The organism is Duganella margarita (genome assembly GCF_009857535.1).
GTDB classification, from domain to species: domain Bacteria; phylum Pseudomonadota; class Gammaproteobacteria; order Burkholderiales; family Burkholderiaceae_D; genus Rugamonas; species Rugamonas margarita.
This window is the reverse complement of sequence record NZ_WWCS01000008.1, coordinates 174,829-198,459: the sequence shown is the minus strand read 5'-3', so window position 1 is coordinate 198,459 and position 23,631 is coordinate 174,829. Positions and strand designations below refer to the sequence as shown.

Genomic DNA, 23,631 nt, shown 5'->3' with positions numbered 1-23,631 from the left:
GTCTAAACCAGGAATTGTGCCATCACGCGCTCGTAACTGCCTTGCGCATGCATCAACAGTTCGCACACTTCGCGCACCGCGCCGCGGCCGCCAGGGGCCACGGTGGTGTGATGCGCGCGCTCCAGCACTTCCTGGCGGCCGTTCGGCACCGCCACCGCAAAGCCGACCCGCGTGAGGATCGGCAAGTCCACCACATCGTCGCCGATGAAGCCGACCTGCTCGGCGGTAAGGCCGGTTTTCTCCAGCAGCGCGTTGAACGGCGTCAGCTTGTCGTGGCCGCCCTGATGCAGGTGGTTGATGCCGAGATCGGCCGCGCGTCTGCTCACCTGCGAGGAGATCCGCGCGCTGATGATGGCGGTGTCGATGCCGGCTTCCTGGATCAGCTTGATGCCGAGGCCGTCATGCACGTTAAACGTCTTCAGCGCTTCGCCGTCGGCGCCGTAGTGCAGGCTGCCGTCGGTCAGCACGCCGTCGACGTCGAAGATCATCAGCTTGACGCGCGCGGCGCGTTCCAGATACGTCATCGTCATCAGATTACCTTCGCGCGGGTCAGGTCGTGGATGTGCAGCGCGCCGACCAGCTTGCCGTCGGCATCGGTCACCAGCATCTGGTTGATGCGGAACTGTTCCATCACGGCGACGGCGTCCACCGCCATTTTCTCCGGCGAGATGCTGCGCGGATTGGCGTGCATCACATCGCCGATGACCACCTTGGTGAAATCTTGCACTTTTTCAATCATGCGGCGCAGGTCGCCGTCGGTGAACACGCCGACCGGCTTGCCGTCGGCATCGACCACGGCGGTCATGCCCATGCCCTTCTGGGTGATTTCCAGCAGCGCCTCGGTCAGCTTGACGTCGGCCGTCACGCGCGGCACGGCCTCGCCGCTGCGCATCACGTCCTTGACGTGGGTCAGCAAACGGCGGCCCAGCGCGCCCCCCGGATGCGAGCGGGCGAAATCTTCTTCCTTGAAGCCGCGCAGGTCCAGCAGCGCCACCGCCAGCGCATCGCCCAGCGCCAGCGTGACGGTGGTCGAGGTGGTCGGCGCCAGGTTCATCGGGCAGGCTTCCTTGGCCACCGCCACGTTCAGGTGCACGTCGGCGATGGTGGCCAGGCTGGAGCCCGGCTTGCCGGTCATGGCGATGACCTTGCTCCCCATGCGTTTGACCACCGGCAGGATGGTCATCAGTTCCGAGCTCTCGCCGGAATACGAAATGGCAATAAAGGCATCGTCGCGGGTAACCATGCCGAGGTCGCCGTGCGCGGCTTCGGCCGGGTGCACGAACAGCGCCGGCGTGCCGGTCGAGGCCAGCGTGGCGGCGATCTTGCGGGCGATGTGGCCGGACTTGCCGATCCCCGACACCACCACGCGGCCGGTGCAGTTCAGCAGCAGGGAAATGGCCTGCACCACGCTGTCGTCATCTGCCAGGCGGGCGTTCAGGGCATTGATGGCGTCTGCTTCGTTTTGCAGGGTATCGCGGGCAAGACGCAGTGCCGTTTTTGCATCAAAAACTTTCAGCATTGTTTTTTCATGGGTTACACTCATGCCCAAGTATAGCCGAATTGGGAAAGCAAAAAACTTGCCAGTCACAACATAACGCGCAAAGCACACTGCAAACAACGAACTTTATTTACTGGCGATGTTGAAATGACGTTTTCACCCCTCGAATTAACATTGTTGCTTTTGGGAAGTGCCGTGCTGGGCGTGGTGGCTTTCCGCATGATGCACCTGCCGCCGATGCTCGGCTACCTGACGGTCGGCATCCTGATCGGTCCCCACGCGCTGGGGCTGGCCGAGCAAAGCGAAACCACCCATGGCCTGGCCGAATTCGGCGTGGTGTTCCTGATGTTCTCGATCGGCCTGGAATTCTCCCTCCCCAAACTCAAGGCCATGCGCGGCATCGTGTTCGGGCTGGGCATGGCGCAGGTGGTGCTGACCGTTATCGCCACCATGATTTTCGGCTGGACGCTGGCCACGCAACTGCCGCCGCATCTGCAGATCAGCTGGCAGGCCTCGTTCGCGCTGGGCGGCGCGCTGGCCATGTCGTCCACCGCCATCGTCTCCAAGATGCTGACCGAGCGGCTGGAACTGGAAAGCGAACATGGCCGCAAGATCATCGGCATTCTGCTGTTCCAGGATCTGGCGGTGGTGCCGCTGCTGATCCTGATTCCGTCGCTGGGCGAGCGGCCCGAAGCGCTGGCGGAAACGCTGGGCTGGGCCAGCCTGAAGGCGGTGGTGGTGCTGGCCCTGCTGTTCGTGGTCGGCCACAAGGTCACGCGCGGCTGGTTCACCATCGTGGTCAAGCGCCGCTCGCAGGAGCTGTTCATGCTGAACCTGCTGCTGGTGACCCTGAGCGCGGCCTGGATCACCGAGCGCGCCGGCCTGTCGCTGGCGCTCGGCGCGTTCGTGGCCGGCATGCTGATTTCCGAAACCGAATACAAGCACCAGGTGGAAGAGGACATCAAACCGTTCCGCGACGTGCTGCTGGGACTGTTCTTCATCACCATCGGCATGCTGCTCAACCTGCGCATGGTGCTGGAAAACTGGTGGCTGGTGCTGTTGCTGCTGTGCGCGCCGGTGGTGCTGAAATTTGCGCTGATCGCCGGCCTGGCCAAGCTGTTCGGCTCGTCGGATGGCGTGTCGATGCGGGTCGGCCTGGCGCTGGCGCAGGCCGGCGAGTTCGGCTTCGTGCTGCTCAACCTGGCCTCCGATCATCATCTGATGGACTCGTACCTGGTGCAGGTGGTGCTGGCGTCGATGGTATTGTCGATGCTGATTGCGCCGTTCCTCATCGCGCAGTCCGACAAGATCGTCATGAAGTTCTCCAGCAACGAGTGGATGATGCAGTCGCTGCAGCTGACCAAGATCGCCAGCCGGGCCATGTCGACCAACAAGCACGTGATCGTGTGCGGCTTCGGCCGCAGCGGCCAGCGCCTGGCGACCTTGCTGGCCGAAGAAAAAATCGACTACCACGCGCTGGACATGGACCCGGAGCGGGTGCAGGAAGCGCAGAGCGCCGGCGCCCACGTTTCCTACGGCGACGCCGGCCGGCGCGAGAGCCTGGTGGCGGCCGGCATCTACCGCGCCAGCGCGGTGGTGATTTCGTACGCAGATACGGCCTCGGCGCTGCGCGTGCTGCACCAGGTGAACGAGCTGACGCCCTCGTTGCCGGTGATCGTGCGCTCGCATGACGATAGCGATCTGGACCGGCTGAAGGCGGCCGGCGCGGCCGAGGTGGTGCCGGAGGTGATGGAAGGCAGCCTGATGCTGGCATCGCACGCGCTGGTGATGCTGGGCGTACCACTGCGGCGCGTGGTGCACCGGGTGCAGGCGGCGCGCGAGGAGCGCTATGCGTCGCTGCGCGGCTATTTCCCGGGCATGACGGATGTGGAAGAAGAAACCGACCCGGAGCGCTTGCACTCGGTCACGCTGAGCGGCAGCGCCGGCGCGGTAGGCCGGTCGCTGGGATCGGTGGATGTGGAAAGTTGCGGCGCTGTCGTGACCAGCATCCGGCGCGGCAAAGGCGGGCTGGAAGTCTCGCCGCAGACCGTGCTGCAAGCGGGTGACGTGGTGGTGCTGCGCGGCGGCGCCGACGCCGTCAACCGCGCCGAGCAGCGCCTGCTGCGCTAAACCCCGCAGGGCCAGGCGGGGTCTGACCCCGTACGGGGTCAGACCCCAGCGGTAGCGCAGCGGTGAGGGGTAAAGCTAGCAATCATTCCGCCGGGTAGCTGACCACGCGGTTGCGGCCGCCTTCCTTGGCGTCGTACAGCAGCGAATCGGCGCGCTCGATCAGCGCGCGGGCGATGGCGTCGGGTTCGCCTTCCGCCGCGCCCGCTTCCAGGCAGGCCACGCCAACCGACACCGTCACCGACAATTGCAACTCCGGCGACAGCGTAATCATGCTGCCCGCCACGCTGGCGCGGATGCGCTCGGCAACGAAGGCGGCGCTTTCCAGATTGGCGTCGATCAGCAGCACGACAAATTCCTCGCCGCCGAACCGCGCCAGCGCGTCCGACGTGCGCAGCTCGTTCTTGATCCGCGCCGCCACCTCGCGCAGCACCTCGTCGCCGCCGCCGTGGCCGACCGTGTCGTTGACGCGCTTGAAGTGGTCGATGTCGATGTACATGAAGGAAATCGGATACTGCTGGCGGCGCGCACGGGCGATCTCTTCCAGCAGGCGCCGGTCGATGTAGCGGCGGTTGTAGACGCCGGTCAGCGAGTCGGTCAGCCCGATGTACTTCAGCATCTCGTTGCTGATGACGTTTTCCAGGCAGATGGCGATAATCGACGCCATGTGCTCGATGAAGTCGGTACCTAAACTCGGCGTGAAGCGGGTCGGATCGCAGCTGCCCAGGTTAAGGCTGCCAATGATGCGCTTGTTGCGCAGCAGCGGCACCTGCGCCACGCTTTGCAAGCCGGCCGGCGCATTGGGGAACGACGGCGCATGGCGCAGCTTGTCGTACATGCCCAGCACCGGCCTGGGGGTCGGCGAATAGGCGGTGCGGCGGCCCAGGTCGAAGCCCAGCTCGTCCAGCGTTTCAACAAAAATCAGGTCGGGGAAATCTTCAAACACCACGTCCAGCTTCAGCATCACGGTGCGGATGTCGGCGTCTTCGTCGATCAGCGTCAAGGTCACGCTGTCGAGCTCGGAGATGACGGGCAGCACGCGGAAGATGGTGCCCACCAGTTCGGGGAAATTGCCGGCGCCAACGATTTCCAGGTCGAACGCCTGGTGGCGCGTCATGATCGAATGGTTGCGTTCAGCCTGCTCGAGCAGATAGGCCATGCGGGCGCGCAGGGCCCGGTTTTCGGCCGCCAGATCGTGTGCCGGTGCGGCATGATCTGTCTGAGGCTGAAGTTTCCCGGTTGCGGTGTGCGTCATAAATAGCCTTTTTTGCGTACTCCGTCACCTTACGCCAAGTTGCGGCGCTTGGGAATGCCTCAGAGTGTCAAAACGCCAATGGAACTTCAATTTCTTGTCCTACTCGCACAAGTTGATCCTCTCCGGCAATCAAAATGGCGTTCATGCCGAAGCACAGCGCGCCTTCCAGTTCCGGCTTGGCGCGGTAGCTTTGCATGATGTCCATCGGATCGGGACCGAATTCGCCGGTGGCCTGGTCGACCGACGGCATCGGGCAGCGTGGGCATGGTTTGACCGGTTTGAGCACCACCTCGCCGAGCTGGTAGCTGTCGGCGTAGTCTTCCTCGAAAGCGTCGATACCGTCGATGACCAGGTTGGGACGGAAGCGGTTCATCGGCAGCGCGTTGCGTCCGGCCGCCACCAGTTTCTGGTTCAGGTCGTCCAGCGAGGCCGAGCCGACCACCAGGATCGGATAGCCGTCGGAGAACATGGTGCTGGTCTGCAGGCCGCCGGTCCACTTGGTGCTGACCGCGCGTTCGGCGTTGGCGTGGAAACGCACCAGCCGGCACGGCACGCCGATCGCCTTGGTGAACCATTCGGCGGTCAGCGCGTCGCAGTCGTAGGCCAGCACGGTATCTTCCCAGATGTGCGTGGTCAGCGACGGCGCGCTGGCAGGATCCGGCAGGCCGAGCGGGATTTCCAGCCGCAGCATGCCGGGCGCGCGCAGCTCCAGCGTGGTGGCCTTGATGGTTGGCGTAATTAACGCCATGCGCGGATATTCGCGCTGGGTCAGGCAGGCGCCGTGGCTGTCCACCACCATCCATTCACGATCGTAGATCTGCTCGGTCATCAGACCGAGGCTGGTCAACGTAACTTCCTGCAGCGCTATGCCGGCGCAGGATTTGATCGGGTACAGCGTAATGGCGGACAACGTCGGCATCGGCTTACTCCTCGCTGGCAGGCGCCGCTTTCGGCGGACGTGGTGCGCGCGGTGCAGCCGGTTTGCGGGCCGTTGCCGGTTTGGCGGCCGGCTTGGCCTTCGGCTTGGCTTTGGCCGGCTTGGCGGCCTCGCCAGCGGCTTCAGCTGGCGCAGGTGCCGGCGTTGGTGCTGGCGCAGCGACAGGCGCGCTCACCGGCGCTTCAGCGACGGCAACCGACGCGGCAGCCTTCGGCCTGGCGGCGTTTTGCTTGCCCTGGTTCGGCTTGCGCTGATTCTGTCGCCCCTGGTTGCGCTGGCCTGCCGGACGCTGCGACGGCTCGGCGTCAACCGATGCTGGCGCCGGCTCCGGCGCTGCCGGTGCGGCCTCTGGCGCTGGCGCAGCTTCCCGCGCCGCTTCCACCACGCTGTCGCCATCGGCATCGCCCTGGCCTTTTTTGGCCGCGTTCTTGACCTTGCGGGCTGGCGGCTTGGCGCCATTGCGTTTCTTCGGCACGGCAGTCTCGGCCGCCGGCAGCTCAACGGCAGCTTCCAGCACCACCGGCGCGATGTCGGCCTGCTCCGCTACTTCCGGCGCGGCGGCAATCACGATCGCCTCGCCATCGGCTGGCGACTGCGGATTGTTCTGACGCGGCTGCTGCGTCTGGCGCTGGGCCTGACGTTCGGCAAAGCGCTCCGCCGCGGTACGGCCGCGATTGCGGCTGCGACGCGATTCCTGGCCGCCGTCGTTGACTGGCGCGGCGGCTGGCGTCGTGCCCTCTTCCGATGCCACCGATTCGACGGATGGCTGCGAGCCACCATTGGCGCGATACACATACGCACCGGATTTCTCATCGCGGCCAAACTCCAGATAACCGCGCGCCTTGCATTCCTCGATCAGGTTGCCGAAAGTGCGGAAACCGTAATACGACTCGCTGAAATCCGGCTTGCGACGCTTGATCGCCTCCTTCAGCACGGACGCCCAGATCTTGCCGCTGTCGCCACGCTCCAGCACCAGCGCCTCGAAGGTGTTGACGGCGATTTCCACCGCCTGGTTGCGGCGCTTGTCCATCTCCTCGCGGCGCGCGCGCTCCTCTTCCGGCGTGCGCTTGACCTGCGGCTTGCTGTCAGTGGCGCCGCTGCTTTCGCGCTTGGCGCGGCGGCTCTCGCGCACCAGGTCGTCGTAGAAGATGAACTCATCGCAGTTGGCCACCAGCAGGTCCGACGTCGATTGCTTGACGCCGACGCCAATCACCTTCTTGGCGTTCTCGCGCAGCTTGGACACCAGCGGCGAAAAATCGGAGTCACCGGAGATGATGACAAAGGTGTCGACGTGCGACTTGGTGTAGCACAAGTCCAGCGCGTCAACCACCATGCGGATGTCGGCCGAATTCTTGCCGGACTGGCGCACGTGCGGGATCTCGATCAGCTCGAAGTTGGCTTCGTGCATCGGCGCCTTGAAACCCTTGTAACGGTCCCAGTCGCAATAAGCTTTCTTGACCACGATGCTGCCTTTGAGAAGCAAGCGCTCCAGCACCGGCTTGATATCGAACTTGTCGTAGTTAGCGTCGCGCACGCCGAGCGCCACGTTCTCAAAATCGCAGAACAGCGCCATGCTGACGTTTTCGTTGGAGGATGCCATGAGGGAGTATAGGTAGAGTGGGTCTGGATCGGCCGGGCGCTTGGGCCCGGCCGCTGCGGAGTAAAACGGTTAGACGTTGAACAGGAAGTTCAGTACGTCGCCATCTTTTACTACATATTCCTTGCCTTCGGCGCGCATCTTGCCGGCTTCCTTGGCGCCGCCCTCACCCTTGTACTGGATGAAGTCGTCGTAGGCGATGGTCTGCGCGCGGATGAAGCCGCGTTCGAAGTCGGTGTGGATCACGCCGGCTGCCTGCGGCGCGGTGTCGCCCACGTGGATGGTCCAGGCACGCACTTCCTTCACACCGGCGGTGAAGTAGGTTTGCAGACCCAGCAGCTTGTAGGCGGCGCGGATCAGACGGTCCAGGCCCGGCTCTTCCATGCCCATGTCGGCCAGGAAAGCGCTCTTGTCGGCGTCGTCCAGATCGGCGATCTCGGCTTCGATCGACGCGCAGATGGCGACGATCGGCGCGTTCTGGGTGGCGGCGTAGGCGGTCAGCTGGTCCAGCAGCGGGTTGTTGGTGAAACCGGTGTCGGACACGTTGGCCACGTACATGGCCGGCTTGGCGGTGATCAGGCACAGCGGCTTGATCAGGGCCAGCTCGTCGGCGTCCAGGCCCATCGCGCGGACGGGCTTGGCTTCGTTCAGGTGCGGCACGATGCGCTCCATGATGGCCAGCAGCTTGGCGGCATCCTTGTCGCCCGAACGGGCTTTCTTGTTTTCGCGGTGGATAGCTTTTTCCACGGTGCCCAGGTCGGCCAGCGCCAGCTCGGTCTGGATCACTTCGATGTCGTCCAGCGGGCTGACCTTGCCGGCCACGTGGATCACATTGTCGTCTTCGAAGCAGCGCACCACGTTGACGATGGCGTCGGTTTCGCGGATGTGCGACAGGAACTGGTTGCCCAGGCCCTCGCCTTGCGACGCGCCCGCCACCAGGCCGGCGATGTCGACGAATTCGACGATGGCGTTGACCATGCGTTCCGGCTTGACGATCTCGGCCAGCGCGGCCATGCGCGGATCCGGCACTTCGACCACGCCGACGTTCGGCTCGATGGTGCAGAACGGATAGTTTTCAGCCGGGATGCCGGCCTTGGTCAGGGCGTTGAACAGGGTGGACTTGCCGACGTTAGGCAGGCCGACGATGCCGCATTGGAGACTCATGAAAAACCTTTAAATTATCAATATGGCCGGCGAGCGGCTGGTGAAAACAGCCGCAGGGGGCGTTTTTGGGTATTCTTGCTGTTTCTAAGCTGATGACAGCGTTCAAGGGTCCATTGTACCTCCCTTGCCCGCACTCTTCAAAAAACAGGAGACAGCATGACGATGCGCGATGCCGGCCGGGACCAGTTCCGCCACTTCCTCACCATCCCGACCCGCTGGATGGACAACGATATCTATGGCCATGTGAACAACGTTGTTTATTATTCTTATTTTGATACGGCGGTGAACCAGTTCCTGATCGAGGCTGGCGTGCTGGATATCCACAAGGGCGAGGTGGTGGGTTTCGTGGTGGACAGCGGCTGCGCCTATTTTGCGCCGCTTGCCTTCCCGGACGCGGTGCACGCCGGTATCCGCGTGGCCAAACTGGGCAACTCCAGCGTGCGCTACGAAATCGCGCTGTATCGCAACGACGACCCGCTACCGGCCGCCGCCGGCCACTTCGTCCACGTCTACGTCGAACGCGCCAGCAACCGCTCGGTGCCGATTCCGGAGCCGGTGCGTGCGGTATTGGCCAATCTGAGCATCACTTAATTGATTGCTGCTCAGGCAGAAGCGCGCAATGGAGCGCTTCGCGGTTAACGCCTGCGCGCTCGGCCAACTCATCCAATCCGTCGTCATATGCTGCCGCAATTGCGCGCAACATAATGAGTCCGCCACTTCGTCCGGCGGCATCATCCAACGCCTTCATGGCAATTTGTAGATAAGCCGTTGCAAGCCCCTGATCTAATCTCAATTCATCAATCTCACGCTCGTGGTGGGATACGGCGTTGTTCAATTTGCGGCTCATAATTGCACCTTCTTGAAGCTCTGCCAATATGCTTTCGCTCGAAGAATCAGCTCCATAGTTCGCATCTCATTTTAACTTTTAAACTGTCATAAGATAGCTGTTGTGGCGCGTGACCTTGTTGTGCTTACGCAGAGCTATTGGCAGAGCCTTGTTTGGTGCTAGACTCTTTCGCCATCACCCATCTCAGGAAAAACTATGTCTCGTCTGCGTACTTCCGTTCTGCTTGCCAGCCTGATGCTGACGGGCGTGTATACCTTGCCGGTGCAGGCGAAGAGCACGGCGGCGGTGGCCAAGGCCAGCCAGGCGCAGAAGCAGCTGGCGAAGATCGCGGCGGCGTTTCATACGGCGCGCTGCAAATTCGATCCGCTGCTGTTCGGCACCGCCAACGGCGACAGCCGCTATGACGATCAGCTGGGCCTGGCGATTTCGCCCAAGGTGCGCGCCGCCCAGTTCACGCTGTACCGGGCGATGCAGAAGCAGTTGATGGCCGTGCAGCGCGATCAGCTCGGCGCGCAGGATCAGCTGACCTACGATCTGCTGAGTTATGAGCTCAATAACGCGTTGCAGCTGGAATCGTTCCCCGACCATCTGCTGCCGCTGAACCAGTTCGACAACGTGCCCAGCACGCTGGCCAACTACGCCGGCGGCACCGGCTCGCAGCCGCTGGAAACGGTCAAGCAATACCAGGCGTATCTGAGCCGCCTGAACCAGTTGCCGGGGTGGATAGACCAGGCCATCGCCAACATGAAGGAAGGCATGCGCAGCGGCGTGGTGCAGCCGAAGGCGATCACGGTCGCCATGCTGCCGCAGTTCCAGAACCTGCGCGCCGCCACGCCGGAAACCAGCATCTACTATTCGCCGGTGACGCGGTTCCCGGCCAGTTTCTCCGACGCCGATAAAAAGCAACTGACGGCGGCATACCTGAAGGCGGTGAACACCGGCATTGCGCCGGCGCTGACGCGACTGGTCAACTTCGTGCAAAACGAATATCTACCCGCCAGCCGCAACAGCACCGGCTGGAGCGCGCTGCCGAACGGCGCAGCCTGGTACGCGGCCCACATCAAGGACAGCACCAACCTGCCGCTGACGCCGGACGAGGTGCACGCGCTGGGCCTGAAGGAAGTGGCGCGCATCCAGCAACAGCTCACTTTGCTCGGCCCCAAGCTGGGCTATGAGGGTCCGGAAAAGCAGTTGCCGCAATGGGTCGGCGCGCAGACCAAATTCAATATCTTCACCACCGACGAGCAGGTGCTGGACGCCTACCGCGCCATCTACGCGCAGGTGCAGGCCAAGCTGCCAAACTACTTCAGCCTGATTCCGAAAGCGAAGCTGGAGCTGCATCTGGAGCCCGAGCTGACGCGCGCCACCGCCTCCGATCACTACACGCCGCCGGCGGCCGACGGTTCGCATCCCGGCGTGTTCTGGCCGGTGGTCAACGATCCGAAGAAATACAGCCGCGTCGACATGGTCAGCTTGTTCCTGCACGAAGGCATACCTGGCCACCATCTGCACGCCGCGCTGCTGAAGGAGTTGGACCTGCCGGACTTCCGCAAGTTCAGCACCGAGAACCAGAACAGCGCGGCTTACACCGAAGGCTGGGCCTTGTACTCGGAAACGCTGGGCAAGGAGCTGGGCCTGTACGACGATCCGGTGGCCTACTACGGCCATCTGAATGCGGAGATGCTGCGCGCCGCGCGGCTGGTGGTGGATACCGGCATGCACGCCAAGGGCTGGTCGCGCGAGCAGGCGATCAGCTACCTGGCCGAGACGCTGGGCTGGCCCGAGGCGCGTGCGCGCAACCAGATCGAGCGCTACATGGTGTGGCCGGGCCAGGCACTGAGCTACAAGATCGGTTCGCTGAAAATTCTGGAACTGCGGGCGCGGGCGCAGCAGGCGCTGGGCGACAAGTTCAGCTATCAGAAATTCCACGAGGTGGTGATCGGCGATGGCACGCTGCCGCTGCCGATCCTGGAACAGCGGGTCGACCGCTGGATTTCCACCACAAAATAGGCGCACGCGTATTGACGGGTTCGATTGAGACAATATTGCCAATATGATACATTGCAATATTGTCACGAGGGAGCCTGTCGATGGAATTCCTTTTGTTTGTATTTGGCGTCTTTACGCTGAGTGTGGCCTGGCGGGCGCGCAGCGAGGCGCGTCAGGCGAAAAAGCTGGCGGCCGATCTTCAGCGCCAGTTGGCCGAGTTGCGGGAGACGGTGGTGGCGTCCGTGCTGCGGCCGCAGACCACGAGAGCGGACACCAGCGCGCCGGTTGCGCCCGCCGCGGCGCCTGCCGCGTCCTACGCGCAGAGTTGGGCTGCCAAGTCGCCGACACCGCCGCCAGCGACCGAGCCAGTTGCGCCGCCACGTGCCGCGCCACCTGCCACAGCCACCGATATCGCCGCTTTTGATCCGACAGCGCCATTGCGTGCCACGCGACCGGCCGTGGCTGCCGTACCTGCCGACGTGACAGACACTGCCACTGTCGAATCGGCGGCAGTGTTGCGCTCCACGCTGCCTGACTCGCAAGCTGACACTGGCACGACCGCGCGCGCTGCCAGCTCCAGCGTCGGCGTCGGTGCCGACGCATCCGCATCCTCGACCTCACCATCGCGCCCTCCCCCGCCACCAAGCCAGCCGCCCAAATGGCTGCTGGCCGCCAAGGCCTGGCTATTCGGCGGCAACCTGGTTGCCAAGCTGGGCTTGCTGATCCTGTTCATCGGCGTCAGCTTCCTGCTCAAGTACACCGCCGCCCGCGTCAGCGTGCCGATTGAATTGCGGCTGGCCGGGATCGTGCTGGCCGACATCGCGCTGCTGGCCTGGGGCTGGCGCATTCGCCTGAGTCGTCCCGCCATCAGCCTGCCGGTCCAAGGCGCCGCGCTCGGCGTGCTGATGCTGGTGACGTTCGGCGCCTTCCGCCTGTATCACCTGATTCCCGGCGGCATGGCCTTCGCGCTGCTGCTGGTACTGACCGTCTTCACCTGCCTGCTGGCCGTGCTGCAAGACGCCATGTGGCTGGCCATCTTCGGCATCGTCGGCGGTTTTGCAGCGCCGATCATGGCCTCCAGTGGCGGCGGCAGCCACATCGGCCTGTTCAGCTACTACGCACTGCTGAATGCCGGCGTGCTGTACCTCGCGCTGTACCGCTCTTGGCGACCGCTCAATCTGCTGGGCTTCTTCTTTACCTTTGCCATCGCCACCGCGTGGGGCGTGCTGCGCTACACCCCGGAGAATTACCTCTCGGTGCAGTTGTTCCTGCTGCTGTTCTTTGCCTTCTACGTCTCGATCCCGCAGGCATATGCGCGCCAGCAGGCGGTCAAGCTGAAGAGCTACGTTGACGGCACACTGGTGTTCGGCACGCCGATGCTGGGCTTCGGTTTGCAGTTTAGCCTGGTGAAGGACATGCCATTCGGCGTCGCCTTCTCGGCGCTGGCGCTCGGCCTGTTCTACATCGGCCTGACCACCGTGCTGCGCCGCCGTCCAACGCTGGCGCTGCTGTCGGACGCCTTCCTGGCGCTGGGCGTGGTGTTCGGCACGCTGGCGATTCCGTTCGCGCTCGACGGCCGCTGGACATCCGCCGCGTGGGCACTGGAAGGCGCTGGCATTGTCTGGATCGGCCTGCGCCAGAAACAGAAACTGGCGTGGATGTTCGGCCTGCTGGTGCAGGCCGGCGCATGGATTTCGTTCTTCGGCACCGTCACTGGCCTGTCGCCGGAAAAGGCGATGGAATCCAACGTGTGGCTCGGGTTCCTGCTGCTCGCCATCACTGCCTTCCTGATGGCGACCCGCTTCCGCGCACAGGACGAGCGCAGCAATAAGCTGTTCACTCTTCTGGCGTCCGCATTCCTGGCCTTCGCCTCGGTGTGGCTGATCGCCGGCGCGTGGGCGGAAATCTTCCTGCGCACAGACGGCGTGGCGCAGGCCAACCTGCTGGTGATTAGTGCGTTGCTGGCAGCCATGGTGCTGTACTTCATCGCCCGCAAGATGCAATGGCGGCTGGCCAGCGCGCTGGCACTGGCGGCGCAAGGCGTGGCCGGCGTCATGCTGGCCGCGCTGACAGTGCTGCAATGGGACTGGGGCAACCCCTCGCCCAACCTGTTCGACAAGCCGGTACTTGGCGCGCTGCTGATCTGCGCCGGCGCGCTGTTCAGCAGTTGGGCATTGATGCGCAATGATGGCGCTACGCCGGGCACGGTCAATCATACGTTGTCGCGCATCACCATGCTATGGGGCGGCCTGTGGTGGTACATCATGACCGCGCCCTATCTGGCCGGCTGGCTGGCAGCGAACTACTCGCTGTCCGAAAATACTGGCTGGTATCGCCCCGATGCACTGGTCATGGCCATCTACGGCATGCTGGTGGCCGTCAGCGCCATCCCGCCGACGTTGCTGGCCAAGCGGCTGCAATGGCCATCGCTGCGCGTGCTGGCGACGCCGGCCTGGATCGGCCTGGCCATCATCACGGCCGGCATGCTGGTGAAGTTGTATCTCGACACGCGCCTGCCGCGCGCCTCCCTGTGGCTAGCCTACGCCGCACTGTGGCTGGCCGGCGAATGGATGCTGCGCACCTGGCCGACCAACGGCTGGCCGCTCGGCGCGGTGCCGCTGCGCCTGCTGCACGTCTTGCGCACCGGCGGCCTGTGGCTGATGATCTGGCCAGTCGCCGCGATCTGGATCACGCGTTGGCTGCACGGCGCCGACAGCGCCGAAGCACAATTGCTAGCCGAAGCCGGATGGGAAACCAGCGCCAGCTGGGCCCGCTTCATTCCAGCCTGGCTGATGATGGCCGCGATCGGCTGGCTGATGCAGCGCAGCCGCCGCGACGCCTGGCCCACCGCGCCGGTCAGCGCGTGGTATCAACGCTGGCTGATACCGCTGGCGTGCGGGTGGGCCCTATTGCTGGTGGCGGTATGGAATCTGTCGCAGAACGGCGCCATGGCGCCACTGCCCTACATCCCGCTGATCAACCCGTTGGACCTGACCACCTGCTTTGCGCTGCTGCTGGCCTGGAGCTGCTACCGCCTGCTAAAACAAGGGCCGGCGGCCGACGCACAACGCAAGCCGCTGCTGGAAAAATGGCAACTGGCGCTGGCCGGCGCCTTGGTCGCCTACGGCTGGTTCAACCTGGCGCTGCTGCGCACGGTATCGAACTACATGGACATCCCGTATGATTTCAACGCCATGTTCGCGTCGCAATTTGTGCAGGCCATGCTGTCGCTGGTGTGGAGCATCACCGCGCTGCTGCTGATGCGCTTTGCGGCACGCCGCAGCCTGCGCGGCGTCTGGATCGTCGGCGCGGTGCTGCTGGCATTCGTGGTGGCCAAGCTGTTCCTGGTGGACTTGTCGAATGTCGGCGGTGTCGAGCGCATCGTCTCTTTCCTCGGCGTCGGCGCACTGATGGTCGGCATCGGCTATCTGGCGCCCTACCCCACGCAAACCGAAACCAAAGCGGAGACCGCATGAAGAAAATCCTGATCGCCGCCTGTGCCGGCACGCTAATGACCGCCGCATACGCCAGCGACACGCCGCAGGACTACACCCACGTCCTGCCACTGACCACCAGCGCCAGGCAAGGCGTGCTGCAACTGCGCCTGCCCAAGGACGTCTACCTGCACGCGCGTTCGCCGATGCTGGACGACCTGCGCGTGTTTGACGCCAGCGGCGCGCTGCAACCGTTCGCGCTGCGCACGCCCGGCGCCGAAGCGCGCATCAGCCACCGCGACCGGCCGCTGACGATCTTCCCGCTGACCAGTGCGGCCGGCCCGGCCTCGCGGCTGGACCTGGACGTCAGCACCACCACCGATGGCCGGCTGGTCTCGGTCAAGCTGAAGCCCGAAGCTGGCGCCGCCACGACGAACGCGCCGCAATTGGCCGCGCTGGTGCTGGACCTGGGCAAGGATGCCGCCAACCTGCCAGTCGACGCGCTGCGCTTCACGCTGCCCGCCGGCACGCAGGAATACAGCGCCCAGGTCTGGCTGGAAACCAGCAACGACATGAAGCAATGGGACACCGTCGGCGCGGCCGAACTGAACTGGCTGGTGAACAAGGATGCGCAAACGCTGTCCAACGACCGCCTGGCCTTCGACGCCCGCAACTTCCGCTACGCGCGCCTGAGCTGGCGCAGCGGCACGCCGGTGCAGTTCGCCAGCATCACCGCCGAGCAGCCGACGCAGACCATCACCACGCTGCCGGCCGAGCAATTGCTGATCCAGCCGACCGCCGGCAGGCAGCCGCAGGACCTGCTGTATGCCACGCCGCCGGCCATCGCCCCGCTCAAGGCCGGCTTGCAGTTCAGCGACAACAACGCGGTGCTGGCCGGCACGCTGGGCGTCTATCGCGAATTGCCGGCGCGCCAGGCCGGACAAGGCGCCACCTGGCGTTTCGATCCGCTGGTCAGCGCCACCTTCTATCGCATCCTGCAAGGCGACCAGGTGCGCAGCTCGGGCGACGTCGACGTGCCGCCGGTGCATGCCACGCAATGGGTGCTGCGCACCAGCGTACCGTCGCCGCTCAAGCCGGCGCTGCGCCTGAACTGGCAGCCGGCCACGCTGGTGTTCCTCGCCAGCGGCAACGGACCGTACACGCTGGCGGTCGGACGAGCGAGCGCCACGCCGGTGGCGCGCGACCTGTCACAAGTCGCGCCCGGTTTCTCGGATGCGGAAGTTCAGAAACTGGAACAAGTCAGCGCCGGCCCGGCCGTGCAGCAGCAAGGCAGCGGCGTGCAGGACGCCAGCAGCGCATTGGAAGCGGCCACCGCCGCCCAGCGCCGCCTGATCGTGCTGTGGGGCGTGCTGCTGCTGGGCGTTGGCGTGCTGGGCTTTATGGTTTGGCGGCTGGTGCGCTCATCACGTTCAACACCGCCAGCGTCATAGCCTGGGCGGCCGTCTTGATCGACGGCTCCGGCACCGGCGCGTAGTACGGCGAATGGTTGAAGGCGACCGGCTTGCCGCCGTGCTCGGCTTCAGCTACGACTTTCGGGTCATACACGCCGGTGAAGAAGAACATGCTCGGCACGCCCTGGTTGACGTATTGCGAGAAGTCCTCGCTGGCCGTCATGGCCGGCATGCGCGAGACATTGGCGTCGCCGAAGGCTTTCTTCAGCACGCCTTCGGTGCGCGTTACCAGCGCGTCGTTGTTGTCGATGGCAATGCCGCCGGGGATCAGTTGCACATCCGGCGCCGGCGCGTCGGCCATGGCGGACGAGGCGTTGGCGACGCGCCGCACGCCGGCCAGGATTTTCTCGCGCACCGCCGGGCTGTAGCTGCGAATGGTGCCGCGCACTTTCACCGTATCCGGAATGATGTTGCCGACCGTGCCGCCGTTGATGGCGCCGATGGTGACCACACCGAATTCCTTCGGATCTTTTTCGCGGCTGATGACGGTCTGCACGTCCACCACGAAGCGGGCGGCGATGGTGATCGGATCGAGCGCCTTGTCCGGCGCCGAGCCGTGGCCGCCGCGACCCTTGAAGGTAATCTCGATCGCATCCGAATTCGACGACACCGCGCCGCTGTTGTAGCCGATGGTGCCGTAGGCCAGCGGCCAGCTGTGCAGCGCGAACGCATAGTCCGGCTTGCCGAAGCGCTTGAACAGGCCGTCGTCCAGCATGGCCTTGGCGCCGGCCACGGTTTCCTCGGCCGGCTGGCCGATGAACATCAGCGTGCCCTTCCACTGCGACTTGAGCGCCACCAGCGTGCGCGCGGCGCCCAGCCAGGCCGTCATGTGGACATCGTGGCCGCAGCTGTGGGCCGCGCCGTTGGTGCTGGCGTATGGCAGACCGGATTTCTCATCCATCGGCAAGCCGTCCAGCTCGGTGCGCACCAGCACCATCGGGCCGGGGCCGTTCTTGTAGATCGCCACCACGCCGGTCTTGCCGACTTTTTCCGTGACCTCAAAACCGATCTTGCGCATTTCGGCCGCCAGCTTGGCGGCGGTGCGCTCTTCGTGGAAGGCGATCTCCGGATGCGCGTGCAAGTCCTTGTAAATCGCATCCAGTTGCGGATACATGCCATTGATCAGGGTGCCGGCATCCTGCGTTTGAGCTTGAACTTGGGCGGCCGCAGCGGCCAGCAGTGCAACGATCGGTAAGAGTTTCATCGGTTCCTTTTAGTCGGTGTGCAACTTCATGGTGGCGTTGGGGAATTCCCCTTTGACGATCAGCGGCATCACCAGCAGCGATTTGTCGATGGCGCGTTCGATCAGGTCCTGGTCTTCGCGGCGCGGGCGGTGCAGCACAAAGTCGGCCACCTGCTGCGCCAGATTCAGCGTGCGCGGATGGCCGATGCCGAGGCGCAGCCGCCAGTATTCCTGGGTACCGAGGGCGGCGGTGATGTCTTTCAGGCCGTTGTGGCCGCCGGCCGAGCCGCCTTTTTTCAAGCGGGCGATGCCGGGCATCAGGTCCAGCTCGTCGTGGACCACCAGCACTTCGTCGGCATTGATCTTGAAGAAGCGGCACAGCGCGCCAACCGACTGGCCGGAGCGGTTCATATAGGTCAGCGGTTCCAGCAGATAGACTTCCTGGCCGGCGATGACTGCCTTGGCGACCATGGCGTTGTACTTGCTCTCGCGCTGCAGGCGCGCGCCGACGTCGTTGGCGAGATTGTCCACCAGCCAGAAGCCGGCGTTGTGGCGGGTTTGTTCGTATTCAGGGCCGGGATTGCCGAGACCAACGATAAGACGGATAGGCATGACGTGTAGCGTTAAAGGTAATACGTGATTATGGACGAAAAAAAACCCTGTAGCGCCGAACGCGATCTTGAGCGCGTTCAGGCTACAGGGTTTTTCCGCGAAGCGGTCTAAATTACTTCTTGGCTTCTTCGGTGGTAGCAGCAGCTTCAGCAGCAACGTGGCCAGCTGGTACCGATGCGGTAGCGATGGTCAGGTTGTTGCCGTGGGTGACAGCGGTCACGCCTTTTGGCAGGGTCAGGTCAGCAACGTGAACCGAGTGGCCAACGTCCACGTTCGACAGGTCAACGGTGATGAACTCTGGCAGGTCGCCTGGCAGGCATTCGATGTCCAGCTCGTTAGCAACGTGGCTGATGGTCGCGCCGTGCAGTTTGACTGCTGGCGATACGTCAGCGTTAGCGAAGTGCAGCGCCACTTTCACGTGGATTTTTTTGCTGGAATCAACGCGCTGGAAGTCAGCGTGCAGCACCAGTTGTTTGAACGCGTGCATCTGGAAGTCGCGCAGCAGCACTTTTTGTGCTTTGCCGTCGATTTCCAGGTCCAGGATCGACGAGTGGAACACTTCTTTTTTCAGCGCGTGGTACAGCGCGTTGTGGTCCAGCGAGATAGCGATCGGGGCTTCGGTGCCACCGTAGATGATGCCAGGGGTTTGGCCCGAATTGCGCAGGCGGCGGCTCGCTCCGGAACCTTGCAATTCGCGTTTGAATGCAACAACTTTCATGTGTAACTCCAATAATAACCAGGACTTGCGCCCTGTGTGATGAAGCGCCCCGCGACCAGGCGCGCTTCGGGAAAAACGGCGCCCCCGGTAGAAAACCGGGGGCGCCGCCTCAAAACTGATACTGTATTGTTCGCTTAGTCGACGAACAGGGAGATCACGGAATCGCCCTTGATGATGCGTTTGAAGGTCTCTGCCAGCAGTGGTGCGCAGGTCAGTTGACGAATCTTGGTGCATTGCTTGGCCGCTTCCGACAGCGGAATCGTGTCGGTCACCACCAGTTCGTCCAGCGACGAATTGTTGATGCGGTCGATGGCAGGACCGGACAGCACGGCGTGGGTGCAATACGCCACGACTTTTTTGGCGCCGCGCTCTTTCAGCACTTCCGCAGCCTTGACCAGGGTACCGGCGGTATCGACCATGTCATCCATGATCACGCAGTTACGGCCTTCGACGTCACCGATGATGTTCATCACTTCGGACACGTTGGCTTTCGGACGGCGCTTGTCGATGATGGCCAGGTCGCAGCCCAGGCGTTTGGCCAGGGCGCGGGCACGGACCACACCGCCGACGTCCGGCGACACGACCAGCAAGTCTTCGTTGTTCTTCTTCTGCAGGTCGCCCAGCAGGATTGGCGAAGCGTAAATATTGTCAACCGGGATATCGAAGAAGCCCTGGATCTGGTCTGCATGCAGATCCATGATCAGGACGCGCTCGACGCCGGCTTCTTCCAGCATGTTGGCTACCACTTTGGCCGAAATCGCCACGCGCGCCGAACGTGGGCGGCGATCTTGACGGGCGTAACCAAAGTAAGGAATGGCGGCGGTGATGCGGCCGGCCGATGCGCGCTTCAACGCGTCAACCATCAGGATCAGTTCCATCAGGTTGTCGTTGGTTGGCTGGCAAGTCGATTGCAGCACGAAGACGTCTTTACCGCGGACGTTCTCGTTAATTTCAACCATGACTTCACCGTCCGAGAATTTCGAGACGTTTGCTTTGCCGAGGGGGATGCCGAGATTTTTTGCGACTCCCTCTGCCAACGCAGGATTAGCGTTGCCGGTAAAAACCATCAGGTTTTCGTAAGCCATTGGGATTCCAGAGAAGTTGTAGAAGATTCTTTGAAGAGCCAGCGCGAGCCGCGCCGCACTGAACTAAAAGGAATGAGGCGCATCGTGCGCCTCACTTTTTGCTCTACCTGGCCGGAGACTAGTGCCTCGACGGATCCAGATACAAACGAATGGCAGGGGAACAAGGATTCGAACCTTGGTATGCTGGAATCAAAATCCAGTGCCTTAACCAGCTTGGCGATTCCCCTACGCAACTTGCTGCTTGTCGCTACAGGCCAGTATTATACAGCCATTTTCGCGCTTCGCAAAATCTTTTTTCCGCTTCACAACTTCGCGATGATTGGATGCTGTTGCAGCGCTTGCGCTTTCCAGGCTCTCCACTTGGCAGGCACTTTTGCAAGTACCGCGTCGGCGTCCGCCTCGGTTGCTACCGCACTGAACACACATGCACCGGAGCCAGTCATCCTGGCATCACCGTAAGCACCGAGCCATTCTACCGCTTCTGCTACCGGCGGGAATAACTTCGTTGCTACCTGTTGCAAGTCGTTCCTTCCAAACCCCGCTGTTCTGGAGTGGCTGGAAAAGTCCGATATATTAACGAGCGGCGTGTCCCTTGTCAAATGTTCTGAACCAAAAATTGCAGCGGTCGGCACCATCACGCCCGGTTCGATAACCACATACCAACATTGCGGCGCCGCCACCGGCTGCAAGGCCTCGCCCACGCCCTCGGCGAACGCGGTTTCTCCAAAGATAAAGAACGGAATGTCAGCGCCCAGCGGCAGGCCCAGATCCATCAGTTCCTGCTTGCTCAGGCCGGCGCTCCACAGCTTGTTCAGCGCCATCAACGTGGTGGCCGCATCAGACGAGCCGCCGCCGACGCCGCCGCCCATCGGCAGCACCTTGTCGATGGCGATATCGACGCCGCGCGGCAAGGCGCCGCTGCGGCGCAGCACTTCGGCCTGCAGCAGCCTGGCGGCGCGGATGATCAGATCGCTCTGTTCCGGCACGCCGGGCAAGTCGGTCACGCGGTGCAGCGCCGTGTCGTCGCGCAGCGTGAAGTGCAGCGTGTCGCCGTGGTCGATCAGCTGAAACACGGTTTGCAGCAGGTGGTAGCCGTCGGCGCGGCGGCCATTGACGTGCAAGAACAGATTGAGCTTGGCCGGCGCCGGGCAGTTTCTTAATTCGGTCATGCCGGCATTTTACCGGTCGGGCGCATCGATGAAAATGCGGATGTTCATGTCATCCACCGCCTGCCCCAGGGCGAGGCGGGTGGCGTAGATCAGCTTGGGCTTGGGCACGGCGGCCTTTTCATCCTGCCAGTCGACGTATTCCAGCTTCCAGCCGTCGCGCGTGATGACGGTATCGTTGGCCGGCGAGGCGGTGAACGGCTTGCCGTCGCTGTCGGTGGCGTAGCCTTGCAGCCAGTAGCGCAGGCCGGAGACCGGCAGCGTCCAGCCCAGCGCTTTCTGGGTCAGCGCATCGACGTTGGGCGCGGTCTGCGGCGGCGCCTTGTCACCCTGGGTCAGCGTGGCCGAGTGCGGCGTGACCTTGATCACGGCGATCATCTGCCCCAGCGGCGAGGTCAGGCTGACGTTGACGTTTTCCTTGTCCTGCTGCCAGTCGTACTTGCCGGTCATCGATTCCTTCTTGCCGTCACGGCTGAAGTTGATGGTCAGGCGGCCGGTCAGCTCGGTCTTGTCGCTGTAAGGCGCAACTACCGAGGTGGAACGCGGGCCGGTGGTGGCGCAGCCGGCGACGGCCGCTGACAGGGCCACGGCCAGCAGCAGCGGCCGGAGGAACGATGGTGTAGTCATTTATAAACTTTGGTTGAGGCGCGCCAGCGTACTCTTGAGCGCGTCGTTTTTCGGATCTTTGGCTTGCGCTTCTTTCCACATCTTCTGGGCGGCGCCGACGTCGCCCTTGGCGAACAGCACTTCGCCCAGGTGGACGGCGATTTCCGGATCGTTGCGCAGCGCGTAGGCGCGGCGCAGCAGCGCTTCCGCCTCGTCCAGGTTACCCATGCGGAACTGCACCCAGCCCATGCTGTCCATGATGAACGGATCGCCCGGCGCCATCTTCATTGCCTTGTCGACCAGTGCGTAGGCTTCCGGCAGGCGCTCGTTGCGCTCGGCCAGCGAATAGCCCAGTGCGTTGTAGGCGTGCTGGTTGTCGGGCGCGGCGATCATCACCTGGCGCAGCGCTTTTTCCATCAGCACGGTATTGCCGACTTTTTCCGCCACCAGCGCAAAGTCGTACAGCAGGTCGGGATTATCGGGATAGCGCTTGAGGGCGTTTTCCAGCACCTGGTAGGCGGCGCGGTGGTCGCCGGCGTCGCGCAGCAGCTGGGCGTCGGTCTGGAACACTTGCGCCTGGTCGTTGGGGTCGGCCGGCGTCAGCTCGGCCAGTTGCTTGCGGGCCTCGTCGATATTGCCTTTGCGGGCGGTCAGCACCGCCATTTTCATGCGCGCGGCCAGGTAGACTTTTTCGTCGCTGCCCTCGACCTTCTCCAGCCAGCTGTAGGCGAGGTCGAAGTCGCCACGCTGCTCGGCGATCTGGGACAGGATCACCAGCACCTTGGATGGGTCGCGCTCGTCATTCGGGTGCTCGGCCAGGGTGTTGACGAAGCGGGTGAAGTATTTCTCCGCGTCCGGCAGATTGTCGGCCTGCATCGACATCACGCCCAGCGCGTACAGCGTGGCGATGTTGTCCGGCTGGTCTTTCAGCAGCATCAGGAATTGCTTGCGCGCCTCGTCGTACTGTTTGTTGTCGACCAGAATGCGGGCGTAGGCGGCGCGCACCTCGGCCGATTTCGGATACTTGTCGAGGAAGCCGGTCAGCGTTTTCATGGCGGTGTCGATATCGCCCGACACCTGAGCGCTGGTCAGGATGGCCAGTTCGGAATCCGGCTTGATCGCCAGCGCCTTGGCCGATTCGGCGCGGGCGCGCGCCATGTCGTTGAGGCCAAACGCGCCCTGCGACAGGATCAGGTGCGACTCCAGCGTGTCGTCGTAGGGCAGCAGCACGCGTTCCTGCAGGGAGAAGGCGGCGGTCTTGTCCTTGGCGCGCAGCAGGTATTGCTGCATCTGGAACATCACCAGCGGGCGCGCGGCCGGCTTGGCTTTTTTCAGGCGTTCCTCGAACACGGCTTCCGCTTCGCCCAGATCGTCGCCGGCGACGGCAAAGCCGAGGAAGAATTGCGCCGCTTCATCCGAATCCGGCGCCAGGCTGCGCCACAGGCGGATGGCCGACATCGCCTCGCCGTTCTGCTTGGCGGTCAGTGCCATTTCCACCGCGCGGCGCGCCAGGCGCGGATCGCGGGTCTGCTGGGCCAGCGCCATCATGGTGATGTACGGGCCTTGCCACTGCCCTTTCTTGAATTCCAGCTCGGCCTTGGTGATGCGGAACAGCAGGTCGCTGGTCAGATCGTTATTGGGCAACGCTTCCGGCGCTGGTGCCGGTGCTTCGGCCTCGGCCGGCGCGGCGGCGTCCGCAGCAGCGGGCCCGGCGGGCTGCGGCCTGGCGGCGGGCTGGTCCTGCTGGTGCGGCGCGACAGCGCACGCCGACAGCAAGGCGGACAGGGTTACAATGGCGAAAGCGTTTTTCAAGGGCAGATCCTGGCAAGTCAGCAAAGTACGGTCAGATTTTACGCCGTTCGCAGTACGGGCGGAGTTTGACTAGTGTAACCAAATATTCCGTTACAGCCAGACGTTGCCTCCCATTATTTCCTCAGCCAG

Annotated in this window: 19 protein-coding genes and 1 tRNA gene; 5 read left to right on the top strand and 15 right to left on the bottom strand. The window is 63.5% G+C overall.

Annotated features, from left to right (window positions below):
* Positions 1 to 2: 2 nt before the first annotated feature.
* The gene (locus tag GTP55_RS14660; protein WP_371868353.1) at positions 3 to 530 is read right to left on the bottom strand and encodes a KdsC family phosphatase; all 528 of its coding nucleotides are present in this window, start codon (positions 528 to 530) and stop codon (positions 3 to 5) included.
* Positions 530 to 1,519: a KpsF/GutQ family sugar-phosphate isomerase gene (locus GTP55_RS14655; protein ID WP_161045624.1), complete on the bottom strand. Its 990-nt coding sequence runs from the start codon at positions 1,517 to 1,519 to the stop codon at positions 530 to 532. Before GTP55_RS14655 ends, GTP55_RS14660 begins: the two co-directional genes overlap by 1 nt.
* Positions 1,520 to 1,645: 126 nt before the next feature.
* Between GTP55_RS14655 and GTP55_RS14650 the strand changes: the two genes are divergently transcribed.
* The gene (locus GTP55_RS14650; RefSeq protein WP_161045623.1) at positions 1,646 to 3,628 is read left to right on the top strand and encodes a monovalent cation:proton antiporter family protein; all 1,983 of its coding nucleotides are present in this window, start codon (positions 1,646 to 1,648) and stop codon (positions 3,626 to 3,628) included.
* Positions 3,629 to 3,710: 82 nt separating this feature from the next.
* Here the strand turns inward: GTP55_RS14650 and GTP55_RS14645 are convergent, their stop codons facing one another.
* The 4 genes from GTP55_RS14645 to ychF form a co-directional block, all read right to left on the bottom strand.
* Positions 3,711 to 4,880, bottom strand: coding sequence for a GGDEF domain-containing protein (locus GTP55_RS14645; protein ID WP_161045622.1), 1,170 nt, complete (start codon positions 4,878 to 4,880; stop codon positions 3,711 to 3,713).
* A gap of 67 nt (positions 4,881 to 4,947) precedes the next feature.
* The gene (locus GTP55_RS14640) at positions 4,948 to 5,799 is read right to left on the bottom strand and encodes an MOSC domain-containing protein (RefSeq protein ID WP_161045621.1); all 852 of its coding nucleotides are present in this window, start codon (positions 5,797 to 5,799) and stop codon (positions 4,948 to 4,950) included.
* A gap of 4 nt (positions 5,800 to 5,803) precedes the next feature.
* Positions 5,804 to 7,417, bottom strand: a complete 1,614-nt coding sequence (locus GTP55_RS14635; RefSeq protein ID WP_161045620.1) for an NYN domain-containing protein — start codon at positions 7,415 to 7,417, stop codon at positions 5,804 to 5,806.
* Positions 7,418 to 7,486: 69 nt separating this feature from the next.
* On the bottom strand, positions 7,487 to 8,578 hold the full coding sequence (ychF, locus tag GTP55_RS14630) for a redox-regulated ATPase YchF (protein ID WP_161045619.1): 1,092 nt from the start codon (positions 8,576 to 8,578) through the stop codon (positions 7,487 to 7,489).
* Between the two features lie 162 nt (positions 8,579 to 8,740).
* On the opposite strand from ychF, the gene GTP55_RS14625 reads away from it, so the two are divergent.
* Positions 8,741 to 9,169, top strand: a complete 429-nt coding sequence (locus GTP55_RS14625) for an acyl-CoA thioesterase (RefSeq protein ID WP_229257940.1) — start codon at positions 8,741 to 8,743, stop codon at positions 9,167 to 9,169.
* Here the strand turns inward: GTP55_RS14625 and GTP55_RS14620 are convergent.
* On the bottom strand, positions 9,162 to 9,425 hold the full coding sequence (locus GTP55_RS14620) for a transcriptional regulator (protein WP_161045618.1): 264 nt from the start codon (positions 9,423 to 9,425) through the stop codon (positions 9,162 to 9,164). The genes GTP55_RS14625 and GTP55_RS14620 overlap by 8 nt on opposite strands.
* A gap of 195 nt (positions 9,426 to 9,620) precedes the next feature.
* On the opposite strand from GTP55_RS14620, the gene GTP55_RS14615 reads away from it, so the two are divergent.
* From GTP55_RS14615 to GTP55_RS14605, 3 genes are all read left to right on the top strand, one after another.
* Positions 9,621 to 11,435, top strand: coding sequence for a DUF885 domain-containing protein (locus GTP55_RS14615; protein ID WP_161045617.1), 1,815 nt, complete (start codon positions 9,621 to 9,623; stop codon positions 11,433 to 11,435).
* 80 nt (positions 11,436 to 11,515) lie between these two features.
* Positions 11,516 to 14,890, top strand: coding sequence for a DUF2339 domain-containing protein (locus GTP55_RS14610; protein WP_161045616.1), 3,375 nt, complete (start codon positions 11,516 to 11,518; stop codon positions 14,888 to 14,890).
* Positions 14,887 to 16,299: a DUF3999 family protein gene (locus GTP55_RS14605; RefSeq protein ID WP_161045615.1), complete on the top strand. Its 1,413-nt coding sequence runs from the start codon at positions 14,887 to 14,889 to the stop codon at positions 16,297 to 16,299. The genes GTP55_RS14610 and GTP55_RS14605 overlap by 4 nt, the downstream gene beginning before the upstream one ends.
* Here GTP55_RS14605 and GTP55_RS14600 read toward each other — a convergent pair.
* From GTP55_RS14600 to GTP55_RS14565, 8 genes are all read right to left on the bottom strand, one after another.
* The gene (locus GTP55_RS14600) at positions 16,247 to 17,524 is read right to left on the bottom strand and encodes an amidohydrolase (RefSeq protein WP_161045614.1); all 1,278 of its coding nucleotides are present in this window, start codon (positions 17,522 to 17,524) and stop codon (positions 16,247 to 16,249) included. The genes GTP55_RS14605 and GTP55_RS14600 overlap by 53 nt on opposite strands.
* A gap of 9 nt (positions 17,525 to 17,533) precedes the next feature.
* The gene (pth, locus tag GTP55_RS14595) at positions 17,534 to 18,115 is read right to left on the bottom strand and encodes an aminoacyl-tRNA hydrolase (protein ID WP_161045613.1); all 582 of its coding nucleotides are present in this window, start codon (positions 18,113 to 18,115) and stop codon (positions 17,534 to 17,536) included.
* A 112-nt stretch (positions 18,116 to 18,227) separates the two neighbouring features.
* The gene (locus GTP55_RS14590) at positions 18,228 to 18,833 is read right to left on the bottom strand and encodes a 50S ribosomal protein L25/general stress protein Ctc (protein WP_110846437.1); all 606 of its coding nucleotides are present in this window, start codon (positions 18,831 to 18,833) and stop codon (positions 18,228 to 18,230) included.
* Positions 18,834 to 18,967: 134 nt separating this feature from the next.
* A complete protein-coding gene (locus GTP55_RS14585) occupies positions 18,968 to 19,918 on the bottom strand; it encodes a ribose-phosphate pyrophosphokinase (protein WP_110846436.1) in 951 nt (316 codons plus the stop codon).
* A gap of 150 nt (positions 19,919 to 20,068) precedes the next feature.
* A tRNA-Gln gene (locus GTP55_RS14580) sits at positions 20,069 to 20,145 on the bottom strand.
* Positions 20,146 to 20,220: 75 nt separating this feature from the next.
* A complete protein-coding gene (ispE, locus tag GTP55_RS14575; protein ID WP_161045612.1) occupies positions 20,221 to 21,087 on the bottom strand; it encodes a 4-(cytidine 5'-diphospho)-2-C-methyl-D-erythritol kinase in 867 nt (288 codons plus the stop codon).
* A 9-nt stretch (positions 21,088 to 21,096) separates the two neighbouring features.
* Positions 21,097 to 21,711: an outer membrane lipoprotein LolB gene (locus GTP55_RS14570; RefSeq protein ID WP_161045611.1), complete on the bottom strand. Its 615-nt coding sequence runs from the start codon at positions 21,709 to 21,711 to the stop codon at positions 21,097 to 21,099.
* Positions 21,712 to 23,502 carry a tetratricopeptide repeat protein gene (locus GTP55_RS14565; protein WP_161045610.1) on the bottom strand — a complete coding sequence of 597 codons (1,791 nt, stop codon included), beginning with the start codon at positions 23,500 to 23,502 and terminating at the stop codon, positions 21,712 to 21,714.
* Positions 23,503 to 23,631 lie beyond the last annotated feature (129 nt).